This window comes from Pseudomonas sp. HB05 (assembly GCF_016756915.1).
Lineage (GTDB): Bacteria > Pseudomonadota > Gammaproteobacteria > Pseudomonadales > Pseudomonadaceae > Aquipseudomonas > Aquipseudomonas alvandae.
The window spans coordinates 1-19484 of sequence record NZ_JAESPG010000023.1 but is presented as its reverse complement, the minus strand read 5'-3'; the positions used below and the strand labels follow the sequence as shown (position 1 = coordinate 19484).

General features: G+C 55.8%; 19 protein-coding genes and 3 pseudogenes. 9 read left to right on the top strand and 13 right to left on the bottom strand.

The features are described 5' to 3' along the window. Positions 1–29: 29 nt before the first annotated feature. Positions 30–3407, bottom strand: a complete 3378-nt coding sequence (locus tag JMN22_RS19715) for a P-loop NTPase fold protein (protein ID WP_198795975.1) — start codon at positions 3405–3407, stop codon at positions 30–32. Positions 3408–3712: 305 nt separating this feature from the next. Here JMN22_RS19715 and JMN22_RS19710 point away from each other — a divergent pair, with 305 nt between their 5' ends. Next, the gene (locus JMN22_RS19710; RefSeq protein WP_198795976.1) at positions 3713–5704 is read left to right on the top strand and encodes a DUF4209 domain-containing protein; all 1992 of its coding nucleotides are present in this window, start codon (positions 3713–3715) and stop codon (positions 5702–5704) included. A gap of 44 nt (positions 5705–5748) precedes the next feature. Here the strand turns inward: JMN22_RS19710 and JMN22_RS19705 are convergent, their stop codons facing one another. Beyond that, on the bottom strand, positions 5749–5958 hold the full coding sequence (locus JMN22_RS19705; RefSeq protein WP_198795977.1) for a hypothetical protein: 210 nt from the start codon (positions 5956–5958) through the stop codon (positions 5749–5751). A gap of 374 nt (positions 5959–6332) precedes the next feature. Between JMN22_RS19705 and JMN22_RS19700 the strand changes: the two genes are divergently transcribed. Further along, a complete protein-coding gene (locus tag JMN22_RS19700) occupies positions 6333–6977 on the top strand; it encodes a hypothetical protein (RefSeq protein ID WP_198795978.1) in 645 nt (214 codons plus the stop codon). Between the two features lie 196 nt (positions 6978–7173). Next, the gene (locus JMN22_RS19695) at positions 7174–7689 is read left to right on the top strand and encodes a hypothetical protein (protein WP_237403217.1); all 516 of its coding nucleotides are present in this window, start codon (positions 7174–7176) and stop codon (positions 7687–7689) included. Positions 7690–7904: 215 nt separating this feature from the next. On the opposite strand, the pseudogene JMN22_RS19690 reads toward JMN22_RS19695, so the two are convergent. The 3 genes and pseudogenes from JMN22_RS19690 to JMN22_RS26575 all read right to left on the bottom strand — a co-directional run. Then, a pseudogene (locus JMN22_RS19690) lies at positions 7905–8075 on the bottom strand (addiction module antidote protein); the annotation flags it as partial. A 2-nt stretch (positions 8076–8077) separates the two neighbouring features. Next, a pseudogene (locus JMN22_RS19685) lies at positions 8078–8233 on the bottom strand (type II toxin-antitoxin system RelE/ParE family toxin); the annotation flags it as partial. A 13-nt stretch (positions 8234–8246) separates the two neighbouring features. Then, on the bottom strand, positions 8247–8660 hold the full coding sequence (locus JMN22_RS26575; RefSeq protein ID WP_080628503.1) for a c-type cytochrome: 414 nt from the start codon (positions 8658–8660) through the stop codon (positions 8247–8249). A gap of 152 nt (positions 8661–8812) precedes the next feature. Here JMN22_RS26575 and JMN22_RS19680 point away from each other — a divergent pair, with 152 nt between their 5' ends. Together JMN22_RS19680 and JMN22_RS19675 are read left to right on the top strand one after the other, a co-directional pair. Further along, entirely contained in the window at positions 8813–9454 is a 642-nt protein-coding gene (locus tag JMN22_RS19680) for a DUF998 domain-containing protein (RefSeq protein ID WP_198795979.1), read from the top strand. A 75-nt stretch (positions 9455–9529) separates the two neighbouring features. Beyond that, positions 9530–10075, top strand: coding sequence for a DUF4410 domain-containing protein (locus JMN22_RS19675; RefSeq protein WP_198795980.1), 546 nt, complete (start codon positions 9530–9532; stop codon positions 10073–10075). Positions 10076–10216: 141 nt separating this feature from the next. Here JMN22_RS19675 and JMN22_RS26735 read toward each other — a convergent pair whose 3' ends face one another. Next, positions 10217–10741 (bottom strand): DUF2867 domain-containing protein, encoded by a 525-nt coding sequence (locus tag JMN22_RS26735; protein WP_198796069.1) that lies wholly within the window; start codon positions 10739–10741, stop codon positions 10217–10219. A 22-nt stretch (positions 10742–10763) separates the two neighbouring features. Next, a pseudogene (locus tag JMN22_RS26730) lies at positions 10764–11407 on the bottom strand (DJ-1/PfpI family protein). A gap of 125 nt (positions 11408–11532) precedes the next feature. Here JMN22_RS26730 and JMN22_RS19660 point away from each other — a divergent pair. Continuing rightward, positions 11533–12087, top strand: a complete 555-nt coding sequence (locus JMN22_RS19660; RefSeq protein WP_030138074.1) for a TetR/AcrR family transcriptional regulator — start codon at positions 11533–11535, stop codon at positions 12085–12087. A gap of 430 nt (positions 12088–12517) precedes the next feature. Continuing rightward, a complete protein-coding gene (locus JMN22_RS19655; RefSeq protein ID WP_030138076.1) occupies positions 12518–12721 on the top strand; it encodes a hypothetical protein in 204 nt (67 codons plus the stop codon). A gap of 31 nt (positions 12722–12752) precedes the next feature. On the opposite strand, the gene JMN22_RS19650 is transcribed toward JMN22_RS19655, so the two are convergent. Together JMN22_RS19650 and JMN22_RS19645 are read right to left on the bottom strand one after the other, a co-directional pair. Next, the gene (locus JMN22_RS19650) at positions 12753–13085 is read right to left on the bottom strand and encodes a type II toxin-antitoxin system HicB family antitoxin (RefSeq protein WP_030138077.1); all 333 of its coding nucleotides are present in this window, start codon (positions 13083–13085) and stop codon (positions 12753–12755) included. A 441-nt stretch (positions 13086–13526) separates the two neighbouring features. Continuing rightward, the gene (locus JMN22_RS19645) at positions 13527–14411 is read right to left on the bottom strand and encodes a LysR substrate-binding domain-containing protein (RefSeq protein ID WP_198795981.1); all 885 of its coding nucleotides are present in this window, start codon (positions 14409–14411) and stop codon (positions 13527–13529) included. A gap of 105 nt (positions 14412–14516) precedes the next feature. Between JMN22_RS19645 and JMN22_RS19640 the strand changes: the two genes are divergently transcribed. Next, positions 14517–14948: a PACE efflux transporter gene (locus JMN22_RS19640; protein WP_198795982.1), complete on the top strand. Its 432-nt coding sequence runs from the start codon at positions 14517–14519 to the stop codon at positions 14946–14948. 304 nt (positions 14949–15252) lie between these two features. On the opposite strand, the gene JMN22_RS19635 is transcribed toward JMN22_RS19640, so the two are convergent. The 3 genes from JMN22_RS19635 to JMN22_RS19625 form a co-directional block, all read right to left on the bottom strand. Further along, positions 15253–15429, bottom strand: coding sequence for a DUF3606 domain-containing protein (locus tag JMN22_RS19635; RefSeq protein ID WP_080628505.1), 177 nt, complete (start codon positions 15427–15429; stop codon positions 15253–15255). Positions 15430–15536: 107 nt separating this feature from the next. Continuing rightward, positions 15537–15965 carry a DUF2628 domain-containing protein gene (locus JMN22_RS19630; protein ID WP_198795983.1) on the bottom strand — a complete coding sequence of 143 codons (429 nt, stop codon included), beginning with the start codon at positions 15963–15965 and terminating at the stop codon, positions 15537–15539. Positions 15966–16237: 272 nt separating this feature from the next. After that, complete coding sequence (locus JMN22_RS19625) at positions 16238–16435, bottom strand: hypothetical protein (protein ID WP_198795984.1); 198 nt, start codon at positions 16433–16435, stop codon at positions 16238–16240. Between the two features lie 357 nt (positions 16436–16792). On the opposite strand from JMN22_RS19625, the gene JMN22_RS19620 reads away from it, so the two are divergent. Continuing rightward, the gene (locus JMN22_RS19620) at positions 16793–17329 is read left to right on the top strand and encodes an anti-virulence regulator CigR family protein (protein ID WP_198795985.1); all 537 of its coding nucleotides are present in this window, start codon (positions 16793–16795) and stop codon (positions 17327–17329) included. Between the two features lie 126 nt (positions 17330–17455). Here JMN22_RS19620 and JMN22_RS19615 read toward each other — a convergent pair whose 3' ends face one another. Then, entirely contained in the window at positions 17456–19306 is a 1851-nt protein-coding gene (locus JMN22_RS19615; RefSeq protein WP_030138083.1) for a sigma-54-dependent Fis family transcriptional regulator, read from the bottom strand. Positions 19307–19484 lie beyond the last annotated feature (178 nt).

Sequence of the window (19484 nt, the reverse complement as noted above, 5' to 3'; positions counted from 1 at the left end):
CTCTGAACAGAAACAGCCCTTCACGCGTCTTACTCAGGTTCTGGATCACGCGCGGCCCTTTTGAGCGACTGGATCAGGCGCTTGAAGCCCTTGGTTTGAGCAAACTTTTTATAGAGAGCCGGGGTGATTTCAGACAACTTGGCAACAGCTTCCCCCATCGTATTCCTGAGCTCTGTCGAGTACCTGAACGCCGCGATCTGCTCGGCCTTCGCATCGAAAAGTTTAGCCAAGGCTGGAAGGCCGTCGGGGTTGCGGCTCAGGTACGCCAGGAACAGGACGATCCGTTGAACCTCTTGCGGATTAGACGGTTGAACATCCGGAATGAGGTGGCCATATTTCGATAACGGGATTGCGAAATCGTCAGGTTCCACGGACTCTGCGAAGAGCATCGTTCTCAATCGGATACCTATAACGTCACGCTGCTGGGCATCAAGCAACTTGAGCAGCGAATCCATCACGGCGTACTGGGCCGCTCCCCACTGCGAAGTCACGGTACCGTTCGCGAGGGAGTTGAGAACATCGATCAAGGCATCGCCGACAGCCGCGATCGACTGCATGGGCTCTTTATTGCTCACTATCCCATTCAGGATTACCTGGTGCTGTTTGGCCCCTGCCGAGATGATCTGTACCCATTTATCACGAGTCAGCTCCTCACTCGTGAGCTGCTTGAGTAGACCCGCCCGAGTTTTCGGCAGGACATTTTCATCCGCCTCCATGACGACACTGATCAATCGGACGTCCGCCTTAAGAGCGTCTTTGGAGGCTTCTGCAATAAAAACGTCCCAAGCTGTGAGCCAAATCGCTAAATCGGCCTCAGCAAGGCCAACCTTCGAAAGCGCCTGGGAAATTACACTAAATTTGGTAGTAACCCTGTCGCAGCTCAGGGGCCCAATACGCCGCTCTCGAATCAGGTACGCCAGGTAGGTCGCAACCGACTCGCCCACTTGGGGGTCGTCAACCAGTTGGAACAAAGCAGCTGTAGTAAGCGATGCGTTCGCCAGAGCCCGAAAGACTGACGACTCGAAAACACCATCCAGATCATCGAGCTTGGCGAGCAAATCGGCGTCGGCTTGCCGAATGTATGTCACCGCCGCCACCGCCTTAATCAGCGGACTGGTATTGTTCGCCAGCAACGTTGTGGTCGCAGCGCCGATGACCTGGTCGACATTCGCGGCCAACCCAAGTCCCAGCACCGCGCTATTTACTTCGCCTGCAGCACCTGTGAACTTTGCCAGGATGGCGACGTCACCAGCCGAGATACCACCGGTAATACCGCCGCCAAATTTGCGCTCGCCGTACAACCATTCGAGCGCAGGCACGACGCAATCAATCGGCAATACCGCTACACCCATCTGGTGATCAGCACAGCTGGCCAGCTGCGCATGTGCGTCTGGCAGACCCAGGTTCGCAAAGGTAAACCCACTGGCCTTGATCACTTTCAGGCGGGCGATATCAGGCAGCAGGTGCATCACATACTCGGAACGCTTAACAACGACCTCTTCAAACTTCAGCCCTAGCACTTGAAGGTAATTGTCGTATTCCTGCATGAAACTCCAGGCCGACTTCAGCTGTTCAGGATCGAACGCAGCGTTCAGAATTTTCATCAGGCTGGTTTTCAGCTGGCTGCCATGACCACTCAGTAGCTGCCCCTTCAACCCATGGCCTCTGCAATAACGTACGGATTCGTAGAACTCCTCAGACCCTGCTTTGGATTCGCCGAACAGTTCAAGTTGCGCGCTATTGATAAGCCTCAAGAGAGGCTCAATCCAGTCGCCTTCACGTGCCTGATGTGCCCCGGATATGGTTGGCAGCAGAGAAGCCAGCGATGGACGCAGAGATAGGAAACGCCTCATGGCGTCAGAGAAGCCGAACAGTGGAGTAAGCCCGCCCAACGCGTCGTGATCCTCGCTGGCAAAGGCTTCTGCCAATGGCGTGTCCAAAAGCTCAGCGATTGCGATATCACCCGTAGTCAGATAATGAATCTGCAGGAACTGGATCTGCCACCCGGTCTCCATGGAATCGCCAAGAGTGGCATCTAGCAGGGTTTTAGTGTCCATGACCAGCCCAGCTTGCTCCTCACCAATTCCTTTCTGATAGGTATCCGAGAAACCATCCGTGCGCAGTATCTCCACCAGCGAAAGGTCGGCATATTTGCAGAGCAGAAGATGGCTGGCGATAGCCAGGAGGCTGATCTCCTCCCCCACTACCAATGCTGTCGTGGCGATATCATTGATGAATTTCTTCTGCAGCCGGGGCGTGACCAGATTGTTGGCCATGGGACTGTGGCGCTGCAACAGCTGTGCGCACTGCTCGATGACGTTGCCGTCAACATCCGGGAAGCTATGATTCCACAACTGACGGAAGCCATCTTTCCAGCCCGAGGTGATGACCGGTGGAGAACGGAAAACCACCGGAAATTTTTTCGCTATGAAGTCCCTGGCATCGTACCGTCGATCACCTTCTGCCTTCAGGTATTCCGCAACCTTGTTTGAGCAAAACGGAACGATTACCGTCAGATTCGCAGCCTTGCTAGCGACCTCAATAAAGATCTCCAGGTCGCTCCACACCGACCGCAGGCTGTCCTTTGGCAGGCGATCAAGGTTGTCCAGGATGATGACATAACGCTGGTCTTCAACCACCTTCAGCTGTTCGAGAAGCGTCTTCTTGAGATCAAGGGACGTCACCTCCTTGCCAACCTCAATCTTCTCCTCAATATGATCGTCACTAGAGCCTTTAAACAAACTCAGAAGGCTCCATTTCTGAGCGCCTATCCGAACCTTCCTATGGCAAAACTTGGCAACGACAAGGATCAGCACCGGGCTGAAAAATGAAACGAGGTGCACGGCAATAAGCCACCAAAACGGGTCTTGCAACGTGTTGGTAAGCGCAGCGGCTTCGGGCGATGTCCCTGTGATGGCCGCATGGGAACTACGCGAAAGCGCAAAAAGCTCCCGGAATGAGCTGGCGGCAAAAAACAGGCTGGCGACCAGTGCCAACGCCCAGGCACTGACACGGCTCGTTGTTCGCTTGTTGTACTCGAACAAGCGTCCGAGGGCTCGATCGCGAGAGGCTTTCAGGGTCTCAGCAGCCCTGCTGACATGAGGCACTTCTTTGAGCACCTCATCGGTGAAAAGCTCGATGAAATTGCTCTTCGTCGAACCCTGGTAATTCTGCTCGCAGTCGAAAAACCAGACCCTGAAATCAGAGTCAGCAGCCGTCAGTTTTGCCTTCAGCATGCTCAGAATGGAGCTCTTACCGGAGCCAAACTCACCATCCAGGCCTACAACCTTTGAGGGGCTGTCACTCAGCAAATGACCGTGGATTGCGCTCGCCACCTTGTCATGGCTACCACCGGGGAACACGTCCTGAGTTGCAGGGTGTTCAGTATGGAAATTGATCAACCGCATAGAAGTCCTTTTATGCCATCCCTGCGCATCATTTCATCCCCGTGTGCAGGGAATGTCGATAGAGCCCGATTGCCCCTTACCAAGCGATTACATCGCATATGACGGCCCCCTGTAAAAACCACCATATGTAGTTATTAACCTGCCAAAAAACACAAGATAGTGACATATTGCATGTATGGCAAGCTGCCATGAACGCTAAACTTAAGTGGCATGCTTGGAGGCTTCTGGTAGAACGATTTTGCGTTCAAAAACAGCCGTACAGATCACCGCCAGCGTAGTTAAATCATCCAGAGCAGGGAGAGGGAATGAGCGAACAGACCGGGCCATCAAACGATCAGGACGTGGCGCTAGGAGCCGGACAGGAGCCGGACAGGAATTCTGACAGGGAGCCCGACATGGAGCTGGTTCTGGGAGCTCCTGCACCACCGGAAACGGTCATCGGTAACGAACCAGATCGCTCCCGGCTGGAATTTGCTTCTGTCAATGATTTCCAGCAGACCGAGATCAGCCGGCTGCTGGAGACCGTCGATACGCTCGACTTCTACTCGTTCGACTCTGAGCTGAGCGCACGCTCCAGGCAGGCGCTGGCGAACAAGAACTACAGCGGCTACCGGGCTTACAGAGTGCTCATGGTGGTGTGCTCTTACCATTTTTCTGTAGATCGCCAAGATGCCTTCGGCCCAAGGTTGATCAGGGATGGCATGCGCACGCCCATCCCCGCTGACATCGCTGGAGAGCAGAGCCAGGCGCTTGCCACTATTGCCGAAATGATCGACCACCCCCTCCTGCGAGCTCGGGTTGCGGATGTGGCTTGGTATAACCACAGAAACCTGCATCGAAGCGCCGTCTTGGCAATCACTTCCTACTGTCAAACGATCGAATTCTACTTGGACGACAAGCTCTCGTTCAGGTACGAGCCACCCTCTGGGCTGTCCTCCAAAGTCGTCGATCTGATCGAAAGGGCTTTCCACATCGTAGCCGGCACAGGCAAGCGAAAAACACCGCCCGAGATCGTGATCGCAACGTGGAACCGTCTTTACACCCATGCCGAGAAACTGAGGTGTTTCACGTCGCTTGATCGATTGGCTCGGCTAGGCCAGTCCTTCAACCTGATCGAATGGGCGCAAGTTGCACAGGATGCGGAGAGGTCGGCAAGCGCAGCCGCTGCCAGCGACTACGCCATGGCCGTCAAAGTCGTGTGGGAGCTTGCCGCCCTCGCCCATCATCAGTCCAAAGATCACGCAGGCTTCAAGCGCTGCAAGTTAAAGTCGATCGAGCAGACGCTCAGGATGCGAGAAGGCGTCGACAGCTTCATGGCCAGAGCCAGCTGGACGCGGGATGCCATACGGGAGCTTCGCGCTATTCCAGGCATGCAAGCAGAACTGGAAGCGTTGAAGGCCGAGTTGCTGGAGCTGCAAGCGCAGGCTGCTCACGAATTCTCTTCCTTCCAGATCCCGATGGATTTGAGCGAGGAGCGCCAAGGCACCATCAATGTCTTCAAGGATCTGACGCTTCCAGAATTCCTCTACACATTTGCCCGGATCTGTGAGGTACCGGAGAAAATGGTGCTGCACACGGACATCATCCGTGACCGTAGCGACTCACTCCTGTCCGACCTCTTCAACGGACAGATCTACACCGACGTCCTGGGCCGGGTCGTCACACAAGCACCGACCATCAATCTAGACGACACGCCGCCTCCTGAGTGGTATGACCATGAGAGCCTTCGCTACTTGGACATTCAGTACCAAATGTGGGTTGAAAGCCGAGTAAAGCCGGCCGCCCAAATCCTCATGAGCAAATTTTCTGTCGACGATCGACACCTGATGGCCATCGTGTCAGCCAGCCCATTCGTGCCGTCAGGGTTCGAGCACATTTATGCCCTGGGCCTCGCGCGCTTCCTTCAGGGCGACATGGTGTCCGCCTGCCATCTGCTGCTCCCACAGCTCGAAAACTCGCTACGCCATGTGCTCAGTGACGCTGGAATCGATACATCGAAACTGGACGAAGAATTGCTGCAAGAAGACCGGTCGCTCAGTGGGCTGCTGAGTAACCGACGAGAGCAGTTAGAGTCGGTTTTCGGCATCGACCTGATCTACACGATTGACCTGCTTTTCAATCTCAAAGGCGGCCCGTGCCTGCGCCACGAAATAGCACACGGCAAGCTGGCATCTGGTGCCTGCTACCTGCATTCCAGCATCTACGCGTGCTGGCTCATGTACTACCTGATGTGCTTGCCGCTGCAGCGGTGTTGGAGCACCCATGTCGCCCCGCAGCTAGAACGTGCTTCACTCTAGCCAATGTCAGCGTTTACTGAACGGCTGCTTTTGGCCGAGAGCGGTCATTCAGGCGTCATCAAAACCGCCAAGGTCATCTTAATGAACTCTTCATTCCTATCAATCGTATCTAGAGCGCCACGCACATTGTCGGCGACGTCAGCTGAGCCGCGCGCCTCCACCCAGTTGGTCAGCTCGAGAATGGCTGCCTCAAGGGCAAGCTGGTTTTCATTGATTTTAAATAGCAGGGAAGGGAGAAGGTCAGAATTTGGCATAGGCAGCTCCTGAATCATGGAGTCAGGTTAGCAGCTCGTGAGGAGGATGGCCGGTCGGGCCGAGGGAGGAGGGAGAACTGTAGGAAAATACAGCGCTAAGTTATTGATTTTTATGGGGGGCTATAGCTGTTTTTGGCAATGCGGCAAACACCTATTTTTCTTTTTAGATCAATGGGTTAGTATGGAAGTACGGTCACCTTGACATGGTGGGGGTCGTTGGTTCGAGTCCAATCGCGCCTACCAAACAAAATCCGCTCTGCTGGGCGGTCTAGAAGGGCTCACCGAAAGGTGGGCCCTTTTTTGTTGTCTGCGGATTTTACAGCAGGATTTTGCCCCTTTTATTGGGCGGACCTCGATTACATAAGGATATGGTCATGCGGGTTGTCGGTTTCGTAACTTTTTTTGCTGGAGCACTTGCTGGCTGCTCTGGAATACCATCAGTTCCCTACGAAGAGCCTGCTCAATCAGAGGGCACGGCGCGTGTACGCGTTATCACGAACTCCGACGTGTTAGGCGATAGCATCGTCGGCGGTTGTGCTCCTGCTACCCAACATAAAATGGCTGAAGCTGGACGTTTCGGGCAGGATGGAACGGCGAACATCAATTATCCGCAGTATCCCCTGAAGTCGGCGAGCTTAGGCATGCCGCAGAGAGTTTGGCCCACTCTGACCCAGTACATCCCTGCGCTTCGGAGGGGGGAAGGGGTATACAAGGAGATCGTAACCGAATATCGCGTCAGGACGGATCTGCCTTTCCAAATCGCAACCCGGGGCGCGACCATTGCTGGCAATGGCAACACTTACCGAACCTGCGGTGGCCGGGCGCTCGTCTACAAGCTGGAGCCGGGAAAGGACTACGAAGCAGTGGTAGGGGTCGATAGCAGTCCAAACAAAGATGGCGACCAAGCGCTTATTTGCATGTTGGCGGTTCTCGAACTGAGCGCGGTGCCTGGCACTTCAATTGTGATTCCCCAAAAGTTGACGCCTGCTGCGGCTCCGCAGGTGGCCTGCAAAATTTGATGACAGGAAAATAAGCAGGATTTGGCCTTAATTGCGATGATGGCAGCAATGAAGCAAGTCGTGCTTGCTTGGCAAATGGAAGGATAGGGGAGTTATGACAAGCTGTTTGAGGACGCTCGGAGCTAACCTCGCTAACAGTGTAGTGATCCCCGCCGCTTGGTTATCGGGGCTTGCGACGACAGGACTCTTGTGGGGCATGATACGGTTTTCGCCCGATAAGCTTACAGTCGAAGGACGTCAGCTCTTCTTGGCTTCTATTTCTATTTTTTGCCTCTCCATATGGCATTTGATACGGCGCAAGCGGCGAGCAAAAGTTCTTGTAGCATCCATCAACCTAAAAGAAGGTCTGAGCCTTGACGATAATCAGTTGCTCGGCTTTCCAAACCCCCTATTTTTTGTGTTTGACCCCTCCAACAAGAAACTCGCTCAATGCCAAAGCGCCACCGGCGATTATCAAATTCAAGACTTCACGTGGGTAACAGGCTGGCAGTGTGAGTGGCAACAGATTGACAGCAAGGTATCGGGCGGCGTTCTTCAAATAGTCGAAGGGGCAGGCACGAGCGTTCCAGCCGACGAAATTCGGCGCAGATTCATAAGATTCTCTCTGGTTTTGACGGTTGCCGATGCAGGTCATCCTCTGCTCCGTTTTCCAATGAGCCGGAGCGCAGCTGAAGGGTGGTGTGCCCGGTGCAATGTATTTTTCAAGCGCTGAATACGAAGCATCACAGCAGAAGATAACTATCTTTAAATCTCGCGACAGCGCCAAAATGAGCGCCGCGAAAGGCATTGGCGCAAATTCCTACACAAATCTCAGAAGCCAGCACATTGCAGCATTGAGATTGCGTCTAGAGGCGCTTCGGTGTCGATGAGCAGGGTTGCGGGATGCAGTCGGTGCCGGTGATGGGCATGTAGGCTTTCTCGTCCCTAGCCGGGGTCCTTGGCGATCTGCGCCTTGCCGCGGGCCTTGGCTACATAACCAATCGCTCGGAGGAACTCTTCGCTGTCTCCGTCAGCCAACACTTGGGAGAGGTATTGACTGATTGCTTCATCGTTATCGAGCAGCGCGGCCATATCAAATGTCGTCAGGTTTTGGCTCATGTTCAAATCTCCTTTGCCAATTTTTTCGCTCGCCGAATATCAGCATTTTGTGAAGATTTGTCACCACCTGCCAATAGCACGATGACCACTCCACCGCGCATGGTGAAATAGACTCTGTACCCAGCGCCTACGTCCACGCGCAACTCTGAAACCCCATCTTCGTTTCAAAGATCACCGATTTCCCGCAATCACCCCACGCATATACTGATTCAAATCCCGCAGATCCATAACGCTCCAAGCATGTGGTGGTAACCGTACCCCATTCTCTCGCAACGTCTTCGGAATCAAGTCGCCATTCGGACGAAGGATTATCGATGACACAATTACGCCCGGATAATCACTCAGCCGCTTTTTGAAGGCGGACGTCGTGAGGTCAGGTGTGGGAGGGTTGCTTTTTCCAGCCAGTGGTCCCGTTGCCTTGAGGTCTGTTCCGTGACACATGGCACATCTCTGCAAATAGAGTTTTTCGCCGTTGACGTTATCTGCGAAGGAAGACGAAGGCTGTATGAGCGATAAGATTCCTAGCGCAGCAATGAGTAGCTTTCTCGCAATCGGCGAAAAAGTGCTCGGCAAGCATTTGCTCATGAGGACCGTCCATGGTTCGAAGGGGCCACAGGATGACGCATCTACCCGCTGGCTTGCAAAAATAGATACCCTCCATGACGGACGCCCGCTAGCATGACGACGCTTCGTAGGAGACGGAGCGGTCCATTGCCATTAAAAAGGAGCGTCGTACTTTGAAAACCATTGACCGGATTTTGCTGGGACTGGGTCTGTTGATTCCTCTTTGGTTGTTCGCGGGTGTGGCGCTGACGTCGCTGGGCTATCCGGGTTATAGCCATCTCGACCAGGCGATGAGTATGTTGGGCGCGGTAGGGGCTCCCACGCATGGTTATTCGGCCTGGGTGAATAACTTTCCGCTGGGTGTGCTGTTCGTACTGTTCGCGATAGGTTTGATACGCAACTTCGGGGGATCGCGCCTCGCCCTGTTCAGCGCCGTTTTAGTATTGCTCCATGGCTTGGCGAGCTTTGCTGCTGGCTATTTTTCGTGTGATCAGGGATGTGCGCCGGCGCAGCCTTCAATTTCCCAGCAGGTTCATAACCTGGCGGGTTTGATCATGTTCGTCACGCTGACGCTGGCCATAGTGTTGTGGACTTTCCTCGGCAAACGACTGTTGTCGTCACCTGGTTTCGGAAGGTTCTCGATGCTTTGCTTGATCCTGGCTGTCGTGACGGTCGCGATGATGTCCAAGGCATTCGCCGAAGGGCATGGATTTGGCCTGTACCAAAGGCTTAATTACGGCGTATGCGTCGTGTGGATTGCGGCCTTGGCATGGATCGCTCTTCGTGTTGAAGTGACCCCGGCAAGCGTCCGTTAATGAGCGCCTTATAACCCATCTGCCCCGGCGGACATACTTGACCTCCATCTCACCGATTTTTGGATAGGGAAATCAATGAACAACTCCAAGCTTTCGATTGCACTGTCCTGTGCTGTTGCTCTTTTGATGTTGAGCGGATGCGCTGCTTCCGTCAAAAGCGGCGGGACAGAAACGCTGGTCATCCAGGAGTCAGCCAAGCAAAACCTGCTGGTGAACTTCCAGGGAAACAGCCAGGTTCAACAGAACGAGGACTGGCCTCGCTTGAAACAGGAATGGCGCGATGCCCTGCAAGCCGAAGCGACTCGCGCTGGCTATAGCCTTGCGGAAGGCCAGGCTTCGAGTCCCGGGGGCAAAGAGGGTGTCGGCATCAAGATCAACGTGAGCAATTTCCGTTATCTGACGCCTGGCGCACGCTACGGCGCAGGGGTCATGGTGGGGAATGCGTGGGTCAATTCCAGTGCAGATTACTCGGACTTGAAATCAGGCCGCCTGATCGGCACCCGGACGTATGACACGTCGTCGTCTGCCTGGGAAGGCGTCATGTCGGCGATGACCAAGGAGCAGGTCGAGGCTATTTCCCAGAAAATCATCAGTGACATCAAGGGCGCAAAAGCCAAGTAAGGCGAGGAGCCCGGTTCGCTTTCAATCTTTGTTCGGTTTTCTGGAAAAAAGCGCCATGCCTTTTGGGGCGGCTTCGCCCGAAGCGTCGGACCGTCCCAGCGGGAGCAAGCTCCCTCGCCACGGGATTTTTTGTGTCGCGCCTCAGGCAGCCATAGGCCAACCAACGCGCGCTGCACGGCGGAGGCTGGCCTTGACAACCAAGCGGTGAAACGGAGCAATAACAAAAAGGTAGGCCCGGCCCAGACGGTTGTGACAATGGACCACGGTTGAAAACACCAGTTGGCGATTGCCCTCTGGCTCTGCCTCTCCTGAACACAGGATCGATATCCGGAAGTCGAGGTGCTTGTCGTCCTCTCCCAAGACGATTTCGGTCTGGTTCGTGCTGTAGACCTTGAAGATTTGAATCCGATCAGCAAGCGTCGCCAGATGCCTGGCTGTCTTGAGACCAAAGCAGGCAGCGATGGTGTCTCGGACTTTCATGAGCCATCCGATCCAGGATGGTTGGTTGGAAAGGATGAATCGAGCCAGCGAATCTGGATCGCCGGATGTGCCCGCAGGTAGCCGAATCGCAAAAGCGTCCGCCAGGTTCATCGACTTGTAAAGGTGCGTGATGCCGGACCTTGAGGGGACTGGCACGGACGTGATGAGCTCAAATTTTCGGGGCATAGGGGATCTCTCCTGAGTGCTACTACCAATTAGACGACATGCCTTGTCGCTTTTTTGTTGGGATGCTCCCATTTCTGCTTGTCGGATACTGAGCCCGATCAAGGCATCATAGAGCGCTTGCTGACCTGCTGGTAGAACAGGAAGTAATGTCGCACGGCGCTTGTCGACATCGAACCAGGATTCGATCAACCATCCCACCAGATAGAGCGCCGAAAGGCATCCACCCGCGGTTGCCACATTCCCTTGGCATACAAGCGGCTGGTCCACGGATTCGAGTCCCAGGGCTTGCAAGCCCGATCGTGCATCCGGGTGCGTAGTTGCCCGGCCGCTGAGCAGCCCAAGCCGTTCGAGAATGAAAGCTCCAGCGCAGATGGAGCCGATTCGCTGGCGTCTGGGGTCAAGTTCGAACGATGGCAGGAAATCCGGGGCGGCCAGTGCGGCGGGTATCCCTTTCTTGCCGCTGACGAACAATACCGCGTCGGCGCTGTTGGCCTCGGAAAGCGGACCGTGCACTGAAACAGGCAGGCCATGGGCCGAACGCACGATAGCGCTGGAAGCCAATATTCGGACGTGCCAGTCTTTGGTGTTGCGGCCCAAGATGTCCCACATCAGGAATAGGTCGATATCCGTGAACTGGTCGAAAGCAACTAGAACGATTTTCTTCAAGGCGAGCTCCATCAAAACTGCTGGCGTATGAAACGCAACGGCCATCTTTGCCGGTGTTCGCAAGGTATCAATCGGTTGCGCGCCATACACAGCCTGTATGGTGCGAAATAGGAGCGAAATAACGAATGGAAAAACTAACGCGTAACCATTGGATCGCGGCTGGTTTTGAGGCACTCGACCAGGTAGGGCATATTGGCATTTCAGCCGAAAGTCTATCGCGCCGATTGAATGTGACGCGCGGATCGTTCTATCACCATTTCCATAATCGCGAAGATTTTGTCCGCACTTTGCTAACCGCCTGGGAAGAAGACTACACGGAGCGCATGCTCGCTTATGCGGGGGAGGGGCGTAGCGCGGGCGATACCTTGAAACGCTACTTGAGCATTGCCGCTGAGAAACAACCTGGCCGGGAAATTTCCATCCGCGCCTGGTCGCTGCACGATCCGTTGGTAGGCGAGTTCCAGCAGCGAGTTGACACAACACGACTCGACTTCGCGATACGAACGGGTCGCCGCTTGGCTCATCTGCCAGGCGAAGCAGAAGTGATTGGTCATGTGGCCCACCTGTGCCTGATTGGCGGACAACAATCAGGGTTGCGGCGTGATGCCGCTCGCTTCAACAGTTTCGTGCATCGAGCCTTTTCGCTTTTCGAAGGGGTCTTCCACTCGTCGCGGACATAGCACTTCCTATGTAAGCAAGCCCTCTCATACGTATGCGCAGAACTGCGCTCCAGACAGGAGAGGGATTATGGTGATTGATAATAACGGTCCGGAAGCGCCATATCCGGGGCCAGATGAGAAAGCGCCTGATACGGGCAAAGGACATGGTTCCGGTCTTGAGCAGGCTGAGTCTGAGCCAAAGCAGGGCACTGGCGAGAGGCCTGAAGATTGGAATCCGCCGCCTGGAAACCCCGGGTCCGACCAGGACGCCCAGACGAATCGTGGCAACGGTGGTGCGAAGTAGGCTTAGGCTGGCGCTGATTATTCACAGAGAGTCGGCCATCTGGGCTTGAGCGTGGCGCTCTGCGATGCTTAGGTGCACCGTCGGGTGCCTCGTGGTATGCCTGTAATGTGAAAGCGCCGACCCACCTTGAAGAAAGCATCAGTGAACATGCCAAAGAAACAACCAGACGACAAAACGACAGCCAGTGCTGCCGAAATCGAGCGATCTATCCTGGCGCTCAACAAGATGGCTGAGCGCCTGTGGGGAGATGGTCGGGAAGCCGAGGCACAGGCACTCTTAAAGGCGCTGGATGCGTTAAACCGCGCCCTTGACCGCATAAGGATAGGGGAAAGCCGTAGAGTGCTTCATTGAAGGCCCGGTTTGGTGCCGGGCTTGTTTGTGGTCAAGCGTGTGCTGCTCGTTCAAACACTTCGTCCGCCCACTGGTTCAGGCTTTTGCCAGCGGCTTGGGCTGCAATGGTAGCCGCGGCGTGCACTTCCGGGCGGATGCGCAGCATTACCTTCCCCGAAGCGGGCTTCTCTGGGCTGATACCTTGCTCGGCACAGTCCGCCAAATAATCCTCAATCGCGGCAGCAAATTCCGCTCGTAGCTCCGCCACTGAGTCGGCATGGAAGCTGATGATGTCACGGACGCCCAGGACCCGGCCGACAAAGATGTCGTCGCGCTCATCAAACTCAACTCGGGCTGTGTAACCCTTATAAGTCATGCTGTTCATAGCTCTACTCCTGCCCGCTGGAAAAATTCACGAGCCTCTTCTACCTGATATTTCTTGGCTTCCTTTCCGGGGTGCGGCCGATGACAGCGTCACTGGGCCTCTCGTAGCACGAGCTTGACCCGCGATCCTTGGCGTTCCAACACTTTACCGCCCAAATGGACGACTAAAGCCTCAATGTCAGCAAACACTACCGTCGCGCTGGTTGTGTGGTAGATCGCTTCCCAAATTTTCCGGTGCCTGTTGTTCATTTTGCTCATGCTATCAAAAAAAGATAGCAGGATCCTACCAGTACTGTTCTCACCGAGGTTTGACGCAGGGACGGAATTTTCATTTCGGCATTTTTCCGAGGAAATAGCTCCGTCTCCATCTTCCATCCTGATGTGGCTCTCCGTGAAGTATCACCTTGTCCTGCAACAAACTTCTTTGATGGTGCTATCCAACTCAACCAACATTCCGCCCCAACACCCACTCACTAAAAGCCCGCACCTCCACCTGCCGCTCCCGCCCCGGCACGCACACCACCGTATACCGCGCCCCCGCCAAACGAACCTCAGGCCGGTAATCAATCAACTCCCCACGCGCAACCGCGTCGGCAACCAGCACATTGCTGGCAAGCACCAGCCCGTGCCCCGCGACCGCCGCCTGCAAGGCATGCTGTTCCTCGTCATAACGTCGAAAGCGCGCGTTCTCCAGCCAGCCCAGGGTGCCGGCCTTGGCGCACCATGCAGCCCAATCGACCGCGACATTTGCGCTGCTCAGCCATGGCACGTCGATGAGTTCGACGGGCGAGCCCGCTGTGGGCGGTTGCCAACCGGGTTGGCAATAAGCACCAAAGTATTCATCCAGTAGAGGTTGCTCGAACAGGTGAGGATCTGGCGCGAAGAGGGCCCGGATCGCCAGGTCGATGCTGGCGTCACGTTGTAGGTCGACCACGTCGTTGCTGCTGTGCAGCCTGACATCAATCTCCGGATGCAACCGATGAAAGTCTCCGAGCCGAGGTATCAGCCACAGGCTGGCGAACGCTGGCGTTGTGCTCACCACCAAGGACTGTGCGGTACACGACGGCACCAGCATTTGCAGGCCGTGTTGGATATCGAGCAGGGCGCGGTGCAGGTACGGCTGGAGGCGTTCGCCGTCAGCGCTCAGGCGCACGTTTTGGCTGGAGCGTTCGAACAGTCGCACGCCGAGAAACGCTTCGAGGCTTTTGACCTGATGGGAGATCGTCGCCGGGCTGACATTCAGTTCCTGGGCCGCCGCCTTGAAGCTACCCAGCCGTGCGGCGGATTCGAAGCCGCGCAACGCGGTAAGGGGCAGTTTGGCGAACATGGGCGGGAAGGTTACTCAGGTTGAGCGTGGCTCAATTTAGCTCAATTGAGCGTGAGCGCTCAACTTGCCAGGCTGTGGTTCCTTCTCGGTTCCTGGAGTCCATCGATGCAAGGCGCAGCTCGCAGAATTCTTCAGGCCATACTCTATGAGGCCGGTGGTGTGCTTTTTGTCGCGCCATCCCTTGCGCTCGTCTATGGGCAGGGCATGGCCTATTCGACCCTGCTGTCGCTGGTGATTTCTGCCGTTGCGCTGGCCTGGAACATGCTTTTCAACGGCCTGTTCGAATGGTGGGAGCGGCGTCAGCGCAGCCGCCATCGCAATTGGCAACGTCGACTGCTTCATTCCCTTGGATTCGAGGGCGGCTTGACGCTGATCCTGACGCCGGTGATTGGAGCCTGGTTGGGTATCAGCCTGTGGTTGGCGCTGGTGACGAACCTGGGCTTGTTTGTATTTTTCTTTTTTTACTCGCTGGTTTTTCAGTGGATATTCGATCGAGTGTTCGATGTTCCGCTTTCGGCGCAGGCGCGTTCTGATTGAACTGCCGGCGCGATGAACACGGCGGATTCCTAATCACTCGACCGTGCAAACCCAATGATGATCCTGCCGATAGGGTGCGCGGATAAACGCCACGTCGGATACCAGTACCATCCCGCGTTCTTGAAGTGCTTCGGTCAGTTGTACGAGTGTCTCTGCTTCGATAGTCATCGCTGTTACCTCGTCAGATTACTGCGTTCATAATTGTTGACCGAACGTCACGGCGGGTAATTCATTTTCTCTAACAGGCTTATCGAGGGGCGCGAATACCTACAAAAAAGCCCTACAGTCATGTAGGGCTTTTAGATTATTTTTTCAGTTGCCTGCGAACATCTTCGGCTCCTGCCCCAACGGCCTTGACCGCTGCCTTGAGTTCGTCTTCGGTTACGCCGAACTCTTTTGTCCAGTATCTCAGTTCCCACTCTTCGGAAGTGTTGATGCGGCTCCGGTCTCGCGGTCCGCGGTTGCTCAAGTCGTCAGCCATTTTCGAGCTCCTTGGAAGAAAGCCTGGTTATCCCAGGCGACTTCCAATAGACAATCGGGCTTGACGGTTTGCGCCATTTTTATGCGCACTGACGATTAAACCCGTTATCAGAGGCGCATGCCCTTGAGCGGATTCCAGTCTTGCTCGCCTTTGATTTCTTTCAAGTAGTAAGCGTAGTTGGTCATCAGCGCGTACATCATCGACATCGCGACGTTCAGGCCCATGCTCAAAGGTCGGGGGAAATCCATGCCGATAATGGCGAAGACCACGCTCAATACGATGTTGATCGCCAGGAAAGCCCCAAGCAGGGCCAGGTTTTTCTTCCAGAGTCCCAGGACAAACAGGTAGATCGGGCCGAAGAAAAACGCGATCACGTTGGCGTTGATCAATATTTTTTTCTTGAAATCCGGCAGCGTCTTGACGGCTTCCTTGTAGCGCGGGTCGTTGGGTGCGCCATAGGTTTCAAAGAAGTCAAAGCGTTCTTGCCATTTGGCGCTGTATTTGTCGGTGCTTTCCACGTGCTCGGGGGTGCTCATTTTTATCGTTCCTTGTTTTCCATGAAAGAATTCGTTCTCTCGAGAGGTCGCGCGACTTTGAAGCAGTTTTTACTGTCCGCTTTATAAGCGTTCGCGCACGAAAATACCGCACTGGCTGTTTAGCTGACTCGCTGATCTGTGATGGGCATCACGGTAGATCCTGCGGACGCAGGCATGGCGCTTGGGGGAAGGCTAGAGAAGTTGAAGGCAGGCGAACGTGACGCGCCCGTTGTATAACGGGCGACAGGTTGATCAAATACTAGGGCAAACCGTCAAATCACGGCCTCGGCAAAAACATGCTCCGTCGCTATGGTCAAGAAGTGCAGCGGCATTTCATGTGTAGGCTGGGTGGACGGCATTTCAAAACTGCCCACTATCTGGCTTTGAAGCGCATTCAGCCGCATCGACTCTTCTTCCTTTAACTTTGCCATTCTCGCGTGGTTCGCTGCGATTTCGTTGAGAGTTGACACGGTACATCTCCGGTGGCTGACCAAGCGTTGAGAATTTGCTGCCGCGCCAGGAAGACGTCGTCCTGCGCTGCTACCACGGTCCGCTGCAAACCTTGAGCCAGACACGCCCGCGTGACGTTCGCGAAGTTTCAAAGGCGACCAGTGGCCGTCGAGGCCGGCAACGTTTCAACCATGCCTCAGAAATAAGTCACTGATAATACAAAACCAAGTCAATCAACCTGTGGCGCAGGGTGGCGGCGTTTTCGGGCAACAGTGGACCAGGTCGGGCCGGCGAATGACGTAAGCGTGATATGGAACTAATATCACCGTTAGTCTCTATATCTTTACAGGGGACATCCCCTTTTTGAGAGAACTGCCATGTTCAAATCGCGCTCGTTGATTGCTGCAGTCACCTGTTTCGCCTTGGCCGCGGGCCCTGGGATTGTTGTGGCGGACCCGGGTAACGGCAAGGGAAACGCTCAATTCGATCAAGGCCAGGGGCAAGGAGGCAAGGGCGGACAGGGCAACAAGGGCGGACAGGGAAATGCTGGCAATAAGGGTAACCAGGGCAGCCAGGGAAACTCCGGTAACAAGGGCAACCAGGGTGGCAAAGGCAACCAGGGCGGTGGCGATTGGCATAACGGCCCGAGCATCGATCGTGGCGGCATTCTTGGCGTGATTGGCGGTTATCGCGATTACTGGAGCCCAGGCCCGGCACTGCCGCCGGGTATCCAGAAGAACCTGGCCCGTGGCAAACCGCTCCCCCCTGGCATCGCCAAGAAGCTCGACGGGCGTTTGCTGGGGCGTTTGCCGCACTATGACGGTTATGAATGGCAGCAGGTTGGCACGGACTTGATTCTGGTGGCGATCGCCAGCGGTATCATCTATGAAGTGCTCAACGGTGCGTTCGACTGATCCGTTGTTCCAATGAAATGGCAGCTTGTGGGAGCGAGCTTGCTCGCGATGGCGTTGTATCAGTCACCTCATCATCGGCTGAACTGACGCTATCGCGAGCAAGCTCACCCCCACACAGGATTTGTGTCAGCTTTCAGATTGTCGCAGGCGCTTGTACAAGGTGTTGCGGCTGACTCCGAGGCGCCGCGCCAGGTGGGAAATGTTCCCGCCCACCGCCTGCAACTGGCGGTTCAGGTCTTCGGCATCGTTCAGGTCCACCGTCAGTGGCTCCGGCGTCTCCACCGGTTCCATTTCCAAGTCAACGAAGAAGTCGTCAGGAAGATGCTCCGGGCGGATCGGCTGCTCCTCGGCCATGGCCAGGGCAACTTGCAGCACACTGCTGACTTGCCGCAGATTGCCCGGCCAAGGATGTTGCTCGAACAACTCCAGGACTTCACGGCTCAGGCCAGCCCATTGGGTCGGCTCGCGGTGGTGTTCCCAAAGGCGTTTGAACAGCGCCTGCTTGTCGCTGCGTTCGCGCAGCGGCGGCAGCTCCAGGGTCAGGCCGCCGATGCGGTAGTACAGATCCTCACGAAACCGCCCCAGTTGCACCTGTTCACGCAGCGAGCGGTTGGTGGCGGAGATGATGCGAATATCCACCGGGAAAAGCTCGGCGCTGCCCACCGGTTGCACGCATCGCTCCTGCAACACACGCAACAGACGGGCCTGGGTCGGCAGCGGCATGTCACCGATTTCGTCGAGGAACAACGTGCCGCGATCCGCCTTGCGGATCAGGCCAATGCTGCCCTTTTGATTGGCGCCGGTGAAGGCGCCTTTTTCATAGCCGAACAGTTCCGATTCCACCAGCTCGGCGGGAATCGCCGCGCAGTTGACCGCGATGAACGGTTGCTTGCAACGCGAACTGGCCTGGTGCAGCGCTTTGACGAACACTTCCTTGCCGACGCCGGTTTCGCCGTGGATCAGCAGCGGAATATCTTTTTCCAACAGGCGTTCGGCCTGCCGCACGGCTTTTTCCACGCGACTGTCGCCAAAGTGCAGAGAGTTGAGACTGATCCCGGTGTTGGCCGGCGCTGGCGTCGGCGAGGGCGTCGGTTCGGCGAAAATGCGTGGCTTGACCGAAAGCTGTTTCGGCCGCTTGAGCAGGCACTGGAAGCGATTGCGTCCGGACGCCTGCAAGGCGAACGGCAGGCCGTCGGGCTGGTTCAACAGCTCCATCAGCGAGACCTTGAACAGGCTTTCGATGCTCACCCGCGACAGGCTCAGGCCCAGCAGATTGTCGGCGCGGCGATTGGCCGACAGGATTTGACCGGTTTCATCGAAAATCAGCAGCCCGGCCCATTGGCTGTCGAGGTTGTTCAGCCCGGTGTTGAACGTCAGCTGGAAATGTTCACCGCGAAACAGGTTGAGGATCAGCCGGTTCTCCACGGTCTGGCTCATCATCTTGACCATGCCCAGGGTGTGGGAGGGCGGCAGATAGCTGTCGCTGGAGACGTCCAGCACCGCGATGACCTTGCGTTCGGCGTCGAAGATCGGCGCCGCGGAACCGGTCATGAAGCGGTTGGCCTTGAGGAAGTGTTCATCATGTTCGATGTGCACGGCCTGCTCGCAGGCCAGCGCGGTGCCGATGGCGTTGGTCCCGGTGCAGCGCTCCATCCAGCTCGCGCCGGCGCTGAAGCCATGGGCCAGTTTCGGGTCGATGAAGCGCTGGGTGCCCCAGGAGGTCAGGACCTGGCCTTGATGGTCGGCCAGCATGATCAGGCAATTGGAATTGCTCAGGATGTTCTCGTAGTACGGCAAGACTTCCTGGTGGGTGGTCTGCACCAGTGAATGCTGGCTCTCCAGCAACTGGGCGATGCCGTCGGCCGGTAGTTGATCGAACGCAGGCACGCTCTGGTGATTCAGGCCAAAGGCACGGCAACGGGACCAGGAAGCCTGGATGATGGCCTCGTGGGTCAAGGCAGGAGCAGGTGCGGCCATGGGGCACTCTCGCAGGAGCTGTTTTTATTGTTGTGGCAAGTCTCGCACAGGTTCCTTGTGCTGGGGCAGGCCTGAATATCACTTCATACACAGATCCTGTGGGAGCGAGCTTGCTCGCGATGGCGGCGTGTCAGTCACATCAATGCAACTGATCCACCGCCATCGCGAGCAAGCTCGC